Source organism: Paenibacillus sp. EB106-04-04-XG159, assembly GCF_058791835.1.
The window spans coordinates 158339-174492 of sequence record NZ_JBYTDY010000004.1 but is presented as its reverse complement, the minus strand read 5'-3'; the positions used below and the strand labels follow the sequence as shown (position 1 = coordinate 174492).

Genomic DNA, 16154 nt, shown 5'->3' with positions numbered 1-16154 from the left:
CGCACTTGGCTTGACCATCCGTCATAAAAAAATGAACCCCCTAAAATTTCATCGGATAAACCAAGGGTTTATTCCAATATCCATTCTAAGGGGTTCATTTCAACTAACGTTACCGCCTCGGAATAGTCACCTGTCCTTATTTAACCAGTTTCATAAGTACGGTAACCGCTTCGGCTCTTGTTAAGGGATCGTTCGGAGCAAACTTGTTATTGCCTTTGCCCTGGATCAGACCTGCTTCATACGCTGCTATAGCGTAGTCTTTGCCCCATGCCGGAATCTGATCAGCATCAGCAAACGGCAGCGTATTTGTGCTGCCCTTCAGATCAAGTGCGCGTGCTACCATCGCCACGAATTCAATCCGGGTCATTTTACCATCAGGACGGAAGGTGTTGTCCTCGTACCCTTTCACGATACCGGACTTCACCGCACTTGCGATGTAGGATTTCGCCCATGCTGGGATGCTGGATGCATCCTTGAACGAAAGAGCTATATCCTCTTGCGGCAGCTTCAAAGCGCGACCAATCATCACTATCAGCTCGCTGCGTTTCACTTCGTTATTGGGACGGAACGTTCCATCTTCATAACCTTTGACAATCTCGTGTTCTACCGCGCTCATGATGGACTTAAGCGCCCAATGATTGGTGATGTCACTAAATTTCGGTTGGTTGCCCGAATTACCGTTGTTGCCGTTATTACCATTGTTGTTACCGTTATTATTGTTGTTATTATTTCCGTTATTGCCGTTATTTCCGTTGTTTCCATTGTTTCCATTGTTGCCGTTATTGCCGCTATCGCTGCCTTCAGGCAGATCGCTCAACGTGATCGTAACCGATTTGGTATCAAGCGGAACGCTAACGATACCTTTGGCATTGTCCACAACACCTGCAGAAGTCTTCTTAATGTTGTTCACCATGCTAGGCAGTTGGATGCTGAATTGAGCATTGCTTGTATCCGCCTTAGCCTGTTCCAGACTTGTATTGAAGGTGAACACAAGGTTGTTCGCCTGTCTGACCACGCTGTACCCTACTCTTCCGCCTTGGAATGCAGGATAGTTCTGAACTTTGGCTACCACATTGTTGTTCTTATCCGCGTCCTTAACCCATTCCTTAGGAATCCCGCGGCCAACGATAATGTCGTACTTCGTATTCTGATCATAGATTCGTTCAGCGATCAGGGAGTCCACAAGCACCTTGGAGTTTACGGCCTGTCCCCACATATGCTGCGCCGAACCGCCGCCGCCTGGAGTATTGCGAACGCCGTAGCTGTCATTCATGGTCGCCCAAGGGCTGGAAGCAGCTGGTTCATACACGCCTTCCCACCAGCTGAATGGTCCGCTCATGGAGTTTTCAATCATGAACTCGTAAGCTTTGATTCCCATGTCTCTGTACGCTTCGCCGCGAAGCGCCGCGCTGCCGTAACCGGCATTGTAAGAACTGGAATAAAAGCCGTGAGGGTATCCGCCGAAATTGTATGGAGAATCGGTTACCCCTGCAGCGGTGCGTCTTTCAATACCGTAAGCATACGTGTCATCTAACATGGTCAGGTTAATATTGTCTTCCGGTTGGTTTGCACCATACAGGTACCCATCCCACAGCCATCTTCCGAACAGGTACATGGAAGCCCAGTTCGCATCTTGGGGATCCTTCATCCGGTTCTCATCATTGCTTTGTACAACAGATGCCGGAATGTAATTCAGACCTTTGTTGGTAATCGTCTGTTGCAATTTAGCCGTAAAATCGGTGAGCAGCTTATCATATTGATCTTTAGCCCATATTGCTTCATCCAGATATTTCTGCTCGCCCTTCGATTTGTAAAGCTCGCGGGCAATATACTCGTAGGATGCCAAGCCCGTCAAGGCAGAGTAGTTGTCGATCGTCCAGTATCCCGTCGTATCGATCGCTTTCGTCTGTTTCATTATACCGCCGTCTCCGACACGGTCGCTTTGAATGCTTTTCGCGCCGAATTTGACTCTCTTGTCAAAAATCGTTCCTACGGAGCCGTCATCAGCCGTCATCGTATCATCAAAAATAGAAATGTCGCCCGTTTTGCTGAGGTATACGGCATAAGCCCAAGGCAGCTTCCAGTTGGCATCCCAGAACTGATTCGGATCCACTTGTTCGGTCTCGATATTAATTCCGCCGGTAAGAGGAATCGACTTCAAATAATCTTTCGCATGCTTAAAATCACCATTTTGTATCAATTGAACAACAATTCCCAGCGTATCGTGGGAATACAGTCGTGCATAACCGTTCTCACCTACGTGCAGATACTCAGCATCCTTAATGATCATCTCGTAGATGTAGCCGGCTTTAAACGCATTGACCAGCTCTTTATTCGGCAGGTCCAGATCTACGATAGTCGCCATGCGGTTGTTCCAGTACGTTTTCATTTCACCATAGTTGCTGTCAAACGTACCTAATTTAGAAATTTGATCTCTCGTTAGGGATGTGAATTTCGTTTTGTCCGCATCAAAGTACTCATACTTATCGCCTTCGATAGCGTACTCTTTAACTACGGTCTCGCCAGATTTAATCGTAAATACTTCGTCAGCGGCCTGGTTGATCAGAACTAGATTCGAAGATACTACTGGCAAAAGACGTGTCTCACTCGATTTGTTTGTAACCGTAACTCGCGAATAGTTAATGACGTAATCTTTGCCTTCTACCGACTTTTTGTTGCCGAAGGTCTCGATCTTGTAGTCCATATCGTTATTAGTAAACTCATGGACAAACACCGGCAAGTAGCCTTCCGCATTGTACCATTTGATGTTCGCGTCGCTTGTTGCGCCAAACGTAACCATTTGCTTCGGCGCAATCGGTCCATGCTGCATCGGACGAATTCCGCCGATTTGGTAGGATCCGTCAAGGAATGACAGTGATGAGTTCTTGTCACCCTCGAAACCAAAGCCCGCCGTCATTTTCGGATTGACTTCGTATTGATATTTCAATTCAAGCTGCAATGCGTCCAGGGCGTTAAACACTTTCGAATACGCCTTGACCCGGTCTTGATCAGTTCCGTTTTGAACGGCTTTCGCTCCAGTAATCGCTTGCTCTAAAGCCTGCGCGGATTCAGACGTGTAGCCTTTCAAAACAGCTTGACTGATCGCATCGATCTGTACTGCAACGGTATCCAAGTTTTTAGCAAGGACGAGGGCATTAAACGCCGCGTCGATCTGGTCTGCAGCCGCTTGAAGCATTTCCGTTGTCACATCGACATCGGCCATGGATTCATTGGCTGTATTCAAAGCAGACTCGAGTACAGACCAGCTTTGCAGGGTATACAGCTGACGATTGTACTGCTTCATATCATCGATCTTGCTCTGCAAAGAGGTCAGATCAACATCGCTTTTCTTCACGATTCTCAGCATTCCCGTGCCAATATTGTACTCAGGAAGAAACTTGCCTTTATCCGATTTTCCGAAGAATTCTTTCTTGGTTTCTACGGTAGAAGGCATCGTCGTCCAATGATAGTATCCACTGGATTGAAGATTTTCCTGAGTCAGTACGATCGCGTAACGCTTCCCTTTTTCCAGATCATAGCTCATTTCAGCCGTAGTAAGTCCGCCATCCACGATGCTGTCGCTGCTCACTTTAGTTTCTTTTAGCAGTGTCGCTGGCACGTTGGTTTCTACAGAATAGAGCTGAACAACCATGTCGCTTACAGGCTCTTTGTATCTTTTGGCATTCACTTGCACATATTTCATTGTGATATTATCCGGTGCCGTAAATGTTTGATATCTTTCCTTCTGATTTCCGGTTGTACTTGATGAACCAAACGTGTACCCTTTAAGCTCATTACCTGTAAAATCGATGACAATGTTGGAATTTTTCTTCAACAGCGAATTTTGTGCAACGATTAACGCTTGAAGCGCATTATCCGCTTGTTGCTGTGTAGCGTCAACTTGCTCCAGCACGCTCTTGGCTGCTTCACGGGATGTAACCAGGCTCTGCCACGTCTCATCCGTATAAATTCCTTGCGTCATGTTAAAGACTTGATTGTATTCATTTTGTAGTGGCACTTTATTGGCGATAGCCGCGCTGCTCAATGCGACCCCGGACAATGACATGTTGCCGTTCTTCGAACGAACTTTGCTTAGCCGACCTTCCACTTTCAGGTTCACATTAGCAGGCACTTTCACCTGGTACAGGTAGACTTTCGAAACGCCATCGGCATAAACACTTTCGGTTACTGCCGGAGCGCTGTCGTCATTCATATAAACCTTAAGATCTACATCCGCTTGCCACATGCCGATCCCTAGCACTAGCGTAGAATCACTAGGCTGCGGTGCGACTTGAATATTCCAGCCGACATTGTTATACGGTCCAGCATCCCGACTCGCCTTCGGATAAAATACGCCGAAACCGCTGTCATTCAATCCATTTGTAACATCCTGAATCGAGTTTTCAACAACGCCATTAGTCCAGGTATACGACATGTAGTTCGTGTCGCTGCCCTTATTTTCCTTACCCTCGGTCGATGTTTCGCCGTAGACGTTGTAAGTTACCGAGCTGGGACCAGATTTCCGGATTTCCTGGATTTGACCCGCTGCATTACCCTTAAGATGCAACCAATCGAGATTCCCCACTTTGGTCAAATGCAGTGGATATTCGCCAATAACCTGCCCTCCCCCTGCATCAAACTCGGTTGCTGCCTGAACGGAAGGCATCGGACCAATAGCAGCAGTCAGCAAACATACGAGCAAAATCTTTGTTACCACATTCTTAAATGACATCCTCATCTTTCCTTTGACCTCCTCAGAATGATATATCCTCTTGGCATTCAGGTTGGATATCGTAATACGATCAGAGAAGAAGAACCACCCATAGATTACCTTAAGGAAATCACAAGTGGTTCTTCTACTCCTCTGCATGGACTAGTGATGTCGTTTATTAGTTCTGTCCGTACTTCTGCTGCAGTTCATCGAGCAATTCTTTAACAGGCTTCTTGCCGCCTTTGAAGATGATCTCTTCCACACCTTTTAACAGGTCTGCGTGGAATGCTTTGGTCTCTTTTGGATAAGCAAACGGCTTGCCCGCTTTTTCCATGTTATCAAATACAGGCTTCAAATCAGGATATTTCTCCAAATATTTCGGCAGCAAAGAGGATACAGACGGCGAGTACCCTACTGTTTCAATCGCGTCTAATTGTGCTTCGTCACGCAATGCGTAATTGATCACTTTCATTGCTGCTTCTTTATTCTTACTTCCTGCTAGAATCGATAGACCGTGAGAGTAAGCGCTTTGTGCTTCTACCGTACCTTTAGGCATCGGCAACGCTACCAATTTCAGTTCTGGATTCGCTTCTTTCAAGTAGCCCACATACCAAGGACCCGCAGTGGACATGGCTCCTTTTTCTTTCGAGAATACTTCGCCGTCCCAAGGTGCGCCGATCTCGATCGGTGCAATAGCTACTTGTTCTTTCAAGAACATATCTACGAAGAACTGAACCCCTTTGATATTCTCTTCAGAGTTAATCGTCTTACCGAAGTTCCAGCCGCCACCGAACGCATGAACATATTGTGTAATGTGGAACGGATCAATGCTTCCTACAATCCCCTTCACACCATCTTTGTTCATTGCTTTTGCTAGAGCCAGCACTTCATCCATCGTCTCCGGATATTTGGTAATACCGGATTTGTCGAACATGTCTTTGTTAATCGCAAGCATGGACGTAGAAGAGTCATAAGGAATACCGTACAATTTATCGTTATCGGTCCAGCCTTGGTATAACGAAGCCGTTATTCGGCTCTTATCAAAACCGACTGTACCAATCAACTCATCCAACGGCTCAAGGACACCATTCGCAATATACTCATAGTTGCCCTCATCGGACATCGCGATAATGTCAGGACCCACACCGGCTGCAATTGCTGCCGGAACCGCTTTCCAGAACTCATCGCTTGTCGGATACTGCTGAAGCTTTACCTTAACTTCCGGATATTTCTCTTCGATGCCTTTCACCATAAACTCGAAGTTTTTCTGTTCAGCGGCATTAGCCCAATAAGCCATTGTTACTTCAACGGGATCAGCAGGCTTCTCCGCTTGTTCCGTGGAAGGTGTTTCTTTCGTTCCTCCATTTGCTGAAGTGTCTGTCGTTTTAGAGCCGCAAGCTGCTAACATACCTACGAGCATAATGCAGCACAGGAGAAGCGTCATCGCTTTCTTCATCTGTTCTGTCCCCTTTTTTGATCCTATTCGTCAATATGTTCGACGTACTTTTATCATAATGAGATAACAATGTACGCAAAACAGAAGATCTTTACATGAGACCGAAGATTTTTACATCATTTCATATCGACTCATCAGATCCGGGTTTTTGCGAATTTCATTCGGGGGATATCCAACCATTTTTTTGAATGCGATATAGAAGTTGTCCGTGCTCTTAAAGCCAACTTTCTCTGCAATCTCATAGGTTTTGAGTGTGCTGTTCATCAACATATCCAATGATTTATTGACCCGGTATTGATTAATGTACTGAATCAGCATCATCCCCGTCTGTTCTTTAAATAAGCGGCTCAAATAAGAGTTGTTCAATCCTACGTAATGCGATAATTCCTCCAACGTCAGATCCTGATCATAATGGCCATGGATATAGTCCAGGACGAGTCTAATTTTAGGGCTCATTTTCTGGGAGGCAGCAGTCATGTTCTTCTTCTGTTGGATGAGCTGAACCTCCCGCACCAAGAGCTCGTAGAACTGCTGCTGGGTTTCTACTTCTACAAATTCCTCTAACGTAGGGAATCCAGTCAGCGGTAGGCCGTCCTCCCCCTCATAGGATTTGCTGAACGCAAAGTGAAGATAGGTTGCGATTCTCAGCACCTCCTGTCTTGACATTTGCCGGCTCTGACGAAGATCTTCAAACAGCCTCTCCATCGATGTGTGCAGCCGATCCCATTGTTCATGTTCAGCTTCCTGTCTGATCTGTTGAATTCTTTCTGAGATATACTTCTTCATTAGATCATCTTCAGATTTCATGTCATCTGCTTGCTTCTGAAAAAAGCTCACACCTGCCTCAGCATAAAAGAAATGGCGCTCCAAAACCTTCTCCGCCTCTTTGATCGCGATCGGCATATCCCACAGACTTGCATGTAGAGCACTCACCCCAAAGCTAACGCTAACATTCAAAAACTTCCGCAGCGCATGCTGCACAGCCTTAATCAGATTCCATTGTTCACTATAAATCTCTTGCTCGCTCCGTATGCCCGAATAGGACTTTAAGATGGCAAACCTGTTCTCATGATGCTGGAAAAATTCCACCTCATCGTATCTGCGAAGCACTTCCGTTAAAATATTCTGAATTGAAAAATACAATAAATACTCCATATTCTGTTTGTACCGCTGCTTCACCTTGGAGAACTGATCAATGTGCATGACGAAGCAGACCAGATTGGGCGGCTTCAGGTGAATATCGTATTCGTTAAGCTTAGCTTCAATTTCCCATTGATGGCGAATGGAGCCTTCAGCCCACCCTTTAAAAAACAGCGCTTTCATATTAGGCTTCACGTATTCCGCATTCTGCCGCAAATGCTCCATTTCATCGGTATGCTTTCGTTCCCGCATAATCACCTCGCGCGCACGCTGGAGGGTCTCGAACATCCCCGTCTCATTTAAGCTAGGCTTATGAATATAATCGACGGCGCCTAAACGCATCGCTTCCCGCACATATTCAAATTCCTTGTAACTGCTAAGCACAATGACTTTCGGCGGATGATCCCATTCCTGCAATGCTCCCAATACCTGAAGACCATCCATAATCGGCATTTTAATATCCAATAGCATGATATCCGGTTTTAACTCCGCTATTTTGGCCAGGGCATCCTGGCCGTGGTTCGCTTCCCCGATAACTTGGAACCCATAGGATTCCCAATCCAGCGATGTCTTCAAGCTCATTCTCATGAAAGATTCGTCATCAACAATAAGGACTCTCATCAACAATTAACCTCCTTAGGAGAAGTATCTTTCGTGCTGATCAATACTGGAATATCAATGTGAATGATGGTCCCTTCCCCAGATGAAGCATGAATTTGCACACCATATTGAGGGCCGAAGTGAAGCTTTATACGCTCAGCGACATTTCGTACACCGATAGAATTCATTCCCTGCTGGCCTTTTGCCGCATGCATAAGACGGTCGATGTGGGCTTGGTCCATGCCAATGCCGTTATCCTGGATCGTGAATCGAACTCCCTGATCATAGCGCTTGACGATTACACAGAGCTGATACGTTTGACTCTCATCCGTAAATCCATGGAATATGGCATTTTCAACAAACGGCTGTACTATAAATTTAAGTGTCTGATACTGCAGCACCTCTTCGTCCACATCATACGTTACATCAAATGTGTTATAATACCGAAGCTCAAGCAGCGCGATATAATTTTGGATGAATGTCATTTCTTCTTCAATCGACACGAATTCCTCTGTATTACGAGCGGAGAAGGATAACAAATGAATTAAGGAATCCAACGTCTCCGTAATGTTATCTGCCATCTGCGCCTGAGACATCCACCTTACAACGGATAATGTATTATAGAGAAAATGCGGATTAATCTGCGCCTGCAAGGCATTCATTTCCGCGCTTCTCTTCTGCTGCTCCTCATCCTTGATTTTGTCAATCAGCTGTTGAATTTCCCTCGTCATCGTGTTGAAGGAATTGCTCAAGCCGCCGATTTCATCCTGGCTTTTCACATCGATCGTAACGTTAAAATCGCCTTTCTCCACTCTGCGCATCATTCGGCTAAGCTGCATAATAGGATTCGTAATGCCCCTAGATACGAAAAATGCCATACCAAAAGCCACTAACACGATAATCGCCATGATGATTGCAATAGCATTCCGTACGAGGTACACCTCTTGAAACATCTCTTGTTTATGAATGATAGAATAGAATGTCCATCCGCTGACAGCAGAAGTGTTGTTGACAATGTAGTATTCTTTTTGATCCAAACTTACCTTATCTTGAAATTTTCGACCTATATCTTGGCTATCGGTACTGAATAGAATCGTATGATTCTCATCGACAATAATCTGCTCTGCTTCAGGTCCGAAATTTAATCCTTTATACAATTTCTGCAATGCCGTATCTCGGAAATTTACAATGAAGGTACCCAGCTTCTGACCTGTGCTTGGGTCGACAATCACCTGACCGACTGACATAACAGGACTGTTGTTGCTGACTTGCTTCTCGGGATGGAGTCCAACAACGACGGGTTGACCCCGCTTGCTCTCGATCTGCTGGAACCAAGGCTCCTCAAAAGGCGTATAGTCATAGTTATAAATAACTTGATACCCTTTGCGATAAGCCGATTCATTGTTATTCGCATAAATGATCAAGGAATCAATATCATTATTAAATAGAAAAATCTTTCGGAAAAATTCATCATTGATGTATCTGTAGTCACGAGACTTTTCATACATCGGGTATTCGAAATCCTCATAATTTTTGGACAAAATGTGCAGCAATTCTTCGTCATAGAACGGACTTTCCGAGATTCGAAGCATACTTTTCAAGTATGTATCTGTACTTGTCATCATCTGCTGATTGAGTTCCTTGAAGGACTTCACAATTCTCCCTTCTAGAAAAGAACTCGAATAATAATAGGAGATCGAACCAATCAATACAAGCGGAATAACAATAAGCAGCAGGTACGTAATATATAGCTTCTGATTAATGCTCCGATCCTTGAATTTAACCATTCTCATCGATACCTCACCATCCGCTAGCTACACTGAAAAAAAGATTGAATCAGGAAGTTGCTTCCTGACTCAATCATATCATGCCTCTTATTTATAAATAGACTTTTTTTGTTAACTTTCGACAATGTTCGATGATATTGGCATAGTTCATGTCATCCCCATGCGATATCACCATATCTGCTGCTTGCATGGAGACTGGATCTCCCACGCCAACGGCAAACATCCCTGCACGTCGAATCGCTTCGATCCCGGCCTCGGCATCCTCCACTCCGATACAGCTGTCCGGCGCAACTCCAAGCAGCGCGGCTGCGGTCAGAAAGATTTCGGGATCGGGCTTGCCTTTCTTTAATGTACCCGGGTCCACGATGACATCAAAATAGCTTGCCACCTGCAGCAGATCCACAATCATCGGTGCATTGTGACTTGCCGAAGCGAGTCCAATCCGGATGTCAGCGTTTCGTAAATCTTGCAATAGCTGTGCGATTCCGGGAAGCAGATCCGCCGGCGTGATCTGTTGGATGAGCTGCTTGTAGTTCTCGTTCTTGCGATCTGCCAGCATCGTTTTCTCGGATGGCGTATATGTCCGATCATCCTTCGAGTTCGTAAGAATCAGCTCCAGAGATTCCATACGGCTAACACCCTTCAGACGCTCATTGTAAGAACGGTCAAATGGAATGCCGAGCTCCGCTGCAAGCTGTCCCCAAGCTTGATAATGATATTCTGCAGAATCCACAATAACGCCGTCGAGGTCAAAAATAAACGCTTTAATGGAGTTGTCCAACAGAATTCTCCTTTCCAGCCAGCGGAATTGTCAGTGCATCCGTATTTGAAAGGGTGTACTGCTGTCCCTGAACCGTTAAACTGAGCGACGGCCGCACATTCGTAACCTTTACAATGTGAAAGGTGTCGTGCGTCATATGAACTCTCAAGAGATCCCCCTGCCAATAGATCGGGAAGGATAACGAATCCCATGATATCGGCAGCTGAGGTTGGATTCGAAGCTGACCGTTAACCGCACGCACGCCGCCAAATCCGAATACGGCACATTTCCAGATGCCGCCAATGGAAGCTGTGTGGATTCCCTGATCCGAAGACTTCATGTTCTGTCCAAGATCAATTCTTGCTGCCTGCTCGAACAGCTGATAGGCAAGGTCCATATCTTCTAAATCCGAAGCGAGAATGCTGTGAGTCGACATACTGAGCGAAGAATCATGGAGCATCTTCGGCTCGTAGTAGTTCCAGTTGGCCTGCTTCACTTCACTACTGAAGCAATGCTCGAGCAAATAGAAGAGCACCATAATATCAGCCTGCTTCGATACTTGGATTTGGTTCACTTGATCCATGTTATAGTCTTCTAGGATCAAGCCCACTTCCTTTTGATTGCGGTATTTCGTTAAATCAATGATTTGCTTCGTCAGGTACGTATCATCCTGCGGGATGACTAGATCCGCTTCCCGTGGTTGCGGAAGATAAATCAGCTCTGCCTTCTGAATCCATTCTTTATACGCTGCTTGAAGGTGCAGTCGCTCATTTAAGCGTTCCCATACAGCCGATGATTCCTGCTGCAATTGGTCATGACAAGCAATCGCTGTCCGCATATTCCAATGAGCCATGTAGTTCGTAAAGGCGTTATTGTCTACATGCTCCTTATACTCATCAGGTCCAATGACTCCTCGAATCTCATAACGTTGATTGGATTCGTCCCAAGTCAAGCGGCTGGCCCAGAAGGTAGCTGTCTCCATGATGATCTCGTAGCCCTTGGTGTCCATAAATTCCTGATCACCCGTAGCCAGGTAATACTGCCAGACGCCGTAAGCCACGTCGCTCGTAATATGCTGTTCGATAATTCCTGTCCAGATCTTGGTAGGCGTCCCCGTGACCACATCCACAGGACCCCATTCCGGGGTGACTTCATCGCCCGTAAGGGCTGACTCCCATGGATACATGGCGCCTTGGTATCCGTTCGCTGCTGCCTTGCGGCGGGCTCCATCCAACGTATGGTATCGATATTCGGCCAGCTTGCGGGCTGTAGCAGGCTCTGAGAACAAGAAGTAAGGCTGAATGAATATCTCGGTATCCCAGAAGGAGTGTCCTTTATACCCTTCGCCTGTCAAGCCTTTCGCTCCAATGCCAAACCGGTTGTCATGAGCCGGAGCCATCAGGACGAGATGATATTGCGCAAACCGAAGCGCCAGTTGATCGAAATCGTTCTTGCTCTGGATCTGAATATCCGACGCTTCCCATTTCTTCAACCACGCCTCGCTGCTCTCCTCCAGCAGCTGCTCGTAGCCTTTCAACGCCTCTTGACACAATTCCTGAAGCGACTCCGCACATAATACGGCTGCATCCTGATCCACATGCTCCCGATCCAGGGAGGTGTGCATATTCGCGATCTTCTCGATAACCAAGGTTTGTCCCGATTCGAGCGAGAAACTGTGCTCTACAGTAACCTTCCTCCGCTCAATGGAGAGACGCGGCTCTGTATTCACTTCCGTACCGTCAACGAGGAACCGATGCTGGCAATGGGTCACCACATGAATATGCGATTCCGTTGTTGTGGCTGTATACTGAATAACTTTCTTATTTTGGATGCGTTTATCCCCTTCAATGAAATGCTGCGCACCGGAATTCGTCACTTGTCCGTTAATCCCGGACTTTATCGTAATCTCTGACGCCATATGCGGTGTCAATTCTACCTTCATACCGAGCAGATGCTTGTTATGCAAAGATACGAATCTGCGGAATACCATCTCAATGATGTTTCCCTTGCCATTATGCCAGCGAACACGACGAGTTAATTCACCAATTCGGAGATTCAATACCCGCGAATACTGCTCGATACTCCCTTTCTCCAAATGAAATCGTTCCCCATCAATATAAATACCCAGCTCCGTGACATCTGCGATATTCGGGAGTTCGGTTACTTCCGTGTCATTAAATTTATTGAATGTGCCTGCAATAAAGCAATTGCGCGTTTCCTTCGGATACGATTCCTCCGTACAGGTTCGAATGCCCATGTAGCCGTTGCCCTGACACATAATCGTCTCATACTTGGCCAAATGCCTCACATCAAATGCCGTCTCTGCAATGACCCAATTCTTCAACTCCGCTTCGCCCATATCATATCTCAACATTTGAACAGCCTCCTTCTCCCTTTTCGTCATTAGCCTTTCAAGCCTGTCGTTGCAACCCCTTGAACCAGATGACGCTGGAAGATCAGGAATACGATAATGATCGGCAGCGTGAGCAGCACAACCCCTGTCATCGTCAGGTTAGGCCATTCGAAATAGCGGTTCTTCAACGTATTTAAGCCGACCGTCAACACATACCACCGGCTGTCGTTGACTAACGTAACAGGCCATACGAACGAGTTCCAAGTCCCTGTGAAGCTGAAAATTATTTGAGTTGCGATCGCTCCTCTAGATAGCGGAAGGATGATGCGGAAGAAGGTCCCGATCTTGGTCATTCCGTCCACTTCCGCAGCCTCCTCCAATTCTTTCGGAATACTCATCATAAATTGCCGCATGAGGAAGACCAAGAAGCCTTGGAACATGAATGGAATTATTAGACCTTGATAACTGTTCAGCCATCCTAATTTAACAATCATGGAGTAAATCGGAATAATGGTTACCTGGTAAGGGACCATCATCATCCCAATAATAATGAAGAAGATTAGTTTGCGTCCCGGATAATTCAATCTAGACAGCGAATAGGCGGCCGTTGTATTGATGACTAGATTCCCGATCAGAATCCCTAACGTAACGATGATAGAATTCATGTACCATATCATCATATCCGAGTTTATGAATACGTCCTTGTAATTCTCGAACGTCAATTTCGAAATTCCGACCCACTGGCCAATATCGCTCTTGCTTAATAAAGAGGTGTAGATGGCATACCCGAACGGGATGATAAATACGATAGAACAAAGTGATAACAGGACATATCGAATGAATGTCTTTGCTCGATTATTCATGGGATCAGATGTCCTCCTTAACAAAGCGTTTTTGAATAACGGTAAACAGAATGATCAGCGCAAAAATGATAAATGCAGCGGCGCTTCCGTATCCGGCACGATTAAAGTTAAACGCCTGACTGTAGAAGTAAATAACGATGGTGCTCGTTGCCCCTGCAGGACTTCCAAGCGAACCATTCCGAGCAAGTGCATACGGCTGGTCGAAGATCTGCATCGCAAAGATTAACCCGGATGTCAGCACGAGGAAGGTCGTTGGTTTTAGCATTGGAATCGTGATGTAACGCAGGCGCTGCCACGCATTCGCACCATCTACCATGCCGGCTTCATAGATGTCGTTAGGAATGTTCTGCAACCCCCCCAGATAGACCACCACATAGAAACCGACATATGTCCAAACCGTCAGTATAATTAAGAATGGCAAGGCATACTTAGTACTGGCGTACCAGGATACGTCATCCATCCCGAATAAGGTGAAGAACTTCGTAGCAATACCATCCTGCTGCATGAACAAATACATGAATACAGTTGTTACGGCAACGGTAGAGGTAATGTAAGGCAGATAGTACAAAGTGCGGAACACTGTCTTCATGCGAGTAATTTTGTTCAGACCCACCGCGATGAGCAACGCGATGATGGTCTGCAGCGGTACAGCAACCGCTGTCAGAATAACAGAGTTCTTCAATGCTCCCCAGAAGTCGGGATCCTTCAACATCTCGGTATAGTTCTGCAGCCCAATAAATTTAGCAGCGTCCGGATTCAGGAAGCTGATATCCTGGAAGCTGTATATAAAAGACTGCAATAATGGATAGTAAAACCAAATCCCCATAAATATGAGGATGGGCGCTACAAACAAATAACCTACAAACTTAGATGAAGATGCTAACCTCATCCAGATCTGAGATAATGAATGGCCCCTTTTCAAATTTGTTTCTCTGCCATGCTCCATATCTGTATCCTCCTTCAAGTTCCCTACCACAGAAATTCATCATTTGAATCCAATCAGGTAACTACATCATACGGGGTGGCTATATCGACGAAAACAGAGGATATTTACATGAAGCCGAGGATTTTTACTTCGTCTTGCATCGACTGGAAATTAATTGTCAAAAACAAAGAGGGCTGTCCTAAAAGTCATTTTTCTCATGTCTTTTGGGACAACCCTTATTTGTTTCTACACCAATAAAAAACCGCTTACCTAGTCGATGAGACTGGATCAGCGGTTTTTTTGTCCGATAGCACATACGGTGACAGTAAGGAAGGTAGTATGACCCTCGCTTGAACGGACACAGGAGCCGCTATTTCATGATTTCGGGGTATTCTTTGAGGGCTTGCGGACTCAGAAGACGCTATTTGCTTCAAAACTAGCAATAAACGGCTTATTCGGGTCAAATAACGGCTCTACGGTCCGCTAGTATGGCGAATTAGTGGTGTTTGCTGCAAATAGCGGCTCGTGTGTCCGCTCCTGCCCCCTGTAGATAGCTATCGATTTTATAGAATAGCTGTAGAACTAGGAATGGACAACCTTGAGTTCGCCATCATCGAATAGTCTATCTCAGTTGAGACGTCAAAAACCTTCATCTCAGCTCCACATTCAGCTCGCGCGAGGGCTGAGATGCTAAAAAGACATCTCAGGCGCTACAACCGCATTAGTGAGCCGAAAAATAAGGGGCTCTCCCAGGTAGAATAAATCTACTTTTGGGACAGCCCCTTCTTTCATACACATATATTTGGTTTCTAAATATTGAATCGACCTGAGAATATTGTTAAGAAGTTCGTTCTTATAGATCAGAAGCGTTTCGTTGAGCATGCCAGGATTGAACGCGACGGTGATGATTAATGACGATCATGGAACATATTCCTGTAATTACAAACAAGCATGTCGTCACGAGAGGAAATACAACACTCATTAATATTGCTCCTTTCAAACGGCGTTTCCGAATTGATAATCATTATCAGTTATTATAACCGATAATCGTTCTCATGAGAAGTGAAAAAAATCATAGAGTTGAGATTATTTTCACTTAGTTGGACTAGACCTAAAGTGTTGCACACGAGAAAGATTTTGTTGTATGCGAAAAAACATTGGTGTATACTAAATTTAACTTAGCAGAGTAAGAACCATTTTCATTTACATGACTATACTGTATCAATCTTTTAATTCAGAGCGGCATTTGCACCTTAAAAGTTGCACTCGGCAAACTTTATGTCCTATACGAAAATTAGGAGGTCACGTTCATGACTTCAACCATTACGACTTTACACGAAGCAGGAACAGGCAGCATCCTGCGCATCACTCGAATCGAAGTGCAGGGTGTCATGCGCCGACGATTATTAGATCTCGGGTTTGTACCTGGCAATACCCTTGAAGTACTGCAGAAAAGCCCATTGGGAGATCCGATCGCATTTCGAGTCAACAATACGACCATTGCTCTGCGCAGTGAAGAAAGTTCATTAATCTGGGGAGAACGGATAGGAGGGTAGTCT

The 16154-nt window shown here is 45.5% G+C and carries 9 protein-coding genes; 1 reads left to right on the top strand and 8 read right to left on the bottom strand.

From position 1 onward, the window contains the following. Positions 1-136: 136 nt before the first annotated feature. From AC3WTP_RS06725 to AC3WTP_RS06690, 8 genes are all read right to left on the bottom strand, one after another. A complete protein-coding gene (locus AC3WTP_RS06725; RefSeq protein WP_492393817.1) occupies positions 137-4738 on the bottom strand; it encodes an S-layer homology domain-containing protein in 4602 nt (1533 codons plus the stop codon). 151 nt (positions 4739-4889) lie between these two features. Next, on the bottom strand, positions 4890-6167 hold the full coding sequence (locus tag AC3WTP_RS06720) for an ABC transporter substrate-binding protein (RefSeq protein ID WP_492393816.1): 1278 nt from the start codon (positions 6165-6167) through the stop codon (positions 4890-4892). Between the two features lie 111 nt (positions 6168-6278). Next, entirely contained in the window at positions 6279-7928 is a 1650-nt protein-coding gene (locus tag AC3WTP_RS06715; protein WP_492393815.1) for a response regulator, read from the bottom strand. Further along, entirely contained in the window at positions 7928-9700 is a 1773-nt protein-coding gene (locus AC3WTP_RS06710) for a sensor histidine kinase (RefSeq protein ID WP_492393814.1), read from the bottom strand. Before AC3WTP_RS06710 ends, AC3WTP_RS06715 begins: the two co-directional genes overlap by 1 nt. Positions 9701-9785: 85 nt before the next feature. After that, complete coding sequence (gene pgmB / locus AC3WTP_RS06705) at positions 9786-10478, bottom strand: beta-phosphoglucomutase (protein WP_492393971.1); 693 nt, start codon at positions 10476-10478, stop codon at positions 9786-9788. Further along, on the bottom strand, positions 10459-12828 hold the full coding sequence (locus tag AC3WTP_RS06700) for a glycoside hydrolase family 65 protein (protein ID WP_492393813.1): 2370 nt from the start codon (positions 12826-12828) through the stop codon (positions 10459-10461). The genes pgmB and AC3WTP_RS06700 overlap by 20 nt, the downstream gene beginning before the upstream one ends. A 29-nt stretch (positions 12829-12857) precedes the next feature. Further along, complete coding sequence (locus tag AC3WTP_RS06695; RefSeq protein WP_492393812.1) at positions 12858-13670, bottom strand: carbohydrate ABC transporter permease; 813 nt, start codon at positions 13668-13670, stop codon at positions 12858-12860. 4 nt (positions 13671-13674) lie between these two features. Further along, complete coding sequence (locus AC3WTP_RS06690; RefSeq protein WP_492393811.1) at positions 13675-14616, bottom strand: carbohydrate ABC transporter permease; 942 nt, start codon at positions 14614-14616, stop codon at positions 13675-13677. Between the two features lie 1289 nt (positions 14617-15905). Here AC3WTP_RS06690 and AC3WTP_RS06685 point away from each other — a divergent pair. After that, complete coding sequence (locus AC3WTP_RS06685) at positions 15906-16151, top strand: FeoA family protein (protein ID WP_492393810.1); 246 nt, start codon at positions 15906-15908, stop codon at positions 16149-16151. Positions 16152-16154 lie beyond the last annotated feature (3 nt).